Origin of the sequence: Halomonas sp. 707D4 (genome assembly GCF_024158685.1) — a bacterium.
GTDB lineage: Bacteria > Pseudomonadota > Gammaproteobacteria > Pseudomonadales > Halomonadaceae > Vreelandella.
Genome location: NZ_JAMZBD010000486.1, coordinates 1 through 2,263, shown reverse-complemented (window position 1 = coordinate 2,263; position 2,263 = coordinate 1). Strand labels below are relative to the sequence as shown.

At 69.0% G+C, this 2,263-nt stretch carries 3 protein-coding genes; all 3 read right to left on the bottom strand.

Annotated features, from left to right (window positions below):
• Positions 1-786, bottom strand: a 786-nt coding sequence (locus tag BIS11_RS15590) for a polyprenyl synthetase family protein (protein WP_253586493.1), incomplete at its 3' end; no start/stop codon positions are given.
• Positions 787-954: 168 nt separating this feature from the next.
• On the bottom strand, positions 955-1,512 hold the full coding sequence (locus tag BIS11_RS15585; protein ID WP_253423649.1) for a YtfJ family protein: 558 nt from the start codon (positions 1,510-1,512) through the stop codon (positions 955-957).
• Between the two features lie 19 nt (positions 1,513-1,531).
• Positions 1,532-2,263: membrane-bound lytic murein transglycosylase MltF (mltF, locus tag BIS11_RS15580; protein WP_253586492.1), on the bottom strand; the 732-nt coding region annotated here is incomplete at its 5' end.

Genomic DNA, 2,263 nt, shown 5'->3' with positions numbered 1-2,263 from the left:
CTCGCGCACCGCGCGCTCCCCGAGGGTGGCCACCAGCGTCGACTTGCCAGCGTCCTGATGGAGGTCCTTGCCGGTGCCGCTCACGCCGTCGGCCAGGTCGTCGATCAGCTGAAACGCCTGGCCGAGCTCCTGGGCGAAGTTCGAAAGCGCCTCGGTTGCGCGGGCATCGGCGCCGGTAGCCAGCGCCGCAAGCTCGAGGGTCGCGCCGAACAGCACGCTGGTCTTGAGCTCGTTGGTGGCGAGGATCGCCTCGACGCTGCGCGCGCCGCTGCCTTCGCTGACGTCCAGGAATTGCCCTTGCACCAGTCCCTGCAGGCCCACCGCGCGGGCCAGTGTCGTCACCGCCGCGGCGCGCTGCTCGCCGGGAAGTCCCGGGGCCTCGGCGGCGACGGCGTAGGCGCGGCTCAAGAGCGCTACCGCCGCGAGGATCGCCACGCTCTCGCCGAACTGACGGTGAAGGGTAGGGCGGCCGCGGCGCAGCTGGGCGTCGTCCATGCAGGGAATGTCGTCGAGGATCAGCGAGGCCGCGTGGATCATCTCCACCGTGCAGGCCAGGTCGAGCAGCGCGGGGTCGCGGTCGCTCGCGCCCAGGTCGGACGCGGCGAGCAGCATCAGCAGCGGGCGGATGCGCTTGCCCGGCGCCAGGGTCGCCTCGCGCATGGCGCGGGCGACCACGTCGCTTTCGCGCCCGGCGGGCAAGAGCTCGCCGAGGCGGCGCTCCAGCGCGTCGCGCAGCGCCTGCAGGGCGTGTTGGTGGCTCAACAGCGGGTCGGCATCGGCGTTCATCTAGGCGGTCCCTGGCATTTCATTGTTCATCGCACATCGTCCATCGAGCCTGTTCATCAAACATGGCTCCTCGCGGCGTCGTCGAGGGCGCATCTTGCCGAATACATGTCGAAAGGGTCCAACATCAACGCATAGCGCCTGAAAGTCAATGTCGCCCCCCGCGCGCGCTCATTCGAGCATGGCGTGGAGCAGCTCCATGACGTGGTTGACCTCATAAAGCGTCAGTGGTCCATCCTTGGCGAAACGTACCCGGCCCTCGTCGTCCAGCACCACCACGGCAGAGCCCCCGCGCTCCAGGTTCCAGGCGCTCTGCACGGCGCCCTCGTCATCCACCACGAACTGCACGCTCGGCACGTCGCGCTTGCTGCTCTCGATGCTGCGCCGCACGAAGGGGGTGCTGCCGAACACCGCGTCGTCGGTGTTGACGATGGTGGTGGTGCGAAGGCGCTCGACGGGGAAGTCGGCCGCCTCGATCGCCTCGATGACCGGCGCGTTCAAGTCCTTCGCCGAGAGGCGCCCGGCCACGTGCAGCACCACGCCGACGCTGCCGGCGAGCATGCTGGTGTCCCAGCTCTGGTAATGCAGGGCGCCGTTCTCCAGCACCACTTCTCCGCGGTCGGCGACGCGTACCGGGGTGACCGGCTCGCCTTGTTCGAAGGCGGTGGCGGGGGTAAGGGCGCCGAGCAGCCAAAGGGCGGTGGCGAGGAAGGGAGTATGTCGCATCATGCTCTTCTCCGGCGGGGCCTCAGTCGGTCGTGGCCAGCCCGCTCTGGTCGAGGTGGAAGAACTGCTGGCGGCTGCGTTCGACGTAGCTCAGCATGTCGTAGTAGCGGCGAATGTTGCGCACGTAGATCACCGGCTCCCCGCCGCGGGCGAAGCCGTAGCGGGTCTGGCTGTACCACTGACGCTGCTGGAGAAGCGGCAGCGCCTCGCGCACGTCCGCCCAGGCGTTGGGGTCGCCGCCGCGGCGCTTGGCGATGTTTCGGGCATCGAACAGGTGGCCAAGGCCCACGTTGTAGGCGGCCATGGCCATGAACAGGCGATCCTCGCCGACGATGGTGTCCGGCAGGCGCTCCTTGAGGCTTCGCAGGTAGCGGGCGCCGCCGTCGATGCTCTGGGCCGGGTCGCGGCGATTGCGTACGCCCATGTCGCTGGCGGTGGGCTGGGTCAGCATCATCAAGCCGCGCACGCCGGTGGGCGAGACCGCGTCCGGGTCCCAGTGCGACTCCTGGTAGCCCACCGCCGCCAGGAGCTTCCAGTCGAAGCCGGTCTCCAGGGCGGCCTGCTTGAACAGCGGCGCATAGCGCGGCAGGCGCTCGTCGAGATGGCCAAGGAACGTGCGCGTGCCGACGTACTCGAGATAGTCGTCGTGGCCGAAGTAGCGCCTTGTCAGCCGCTCGAGTTCGCCGTTGGCCTGCTGCTCGTCGAGAAAGCGGTTGATGGCGTCAAGCAGCGCCAGGCCCTGGCCAGTGGGCAC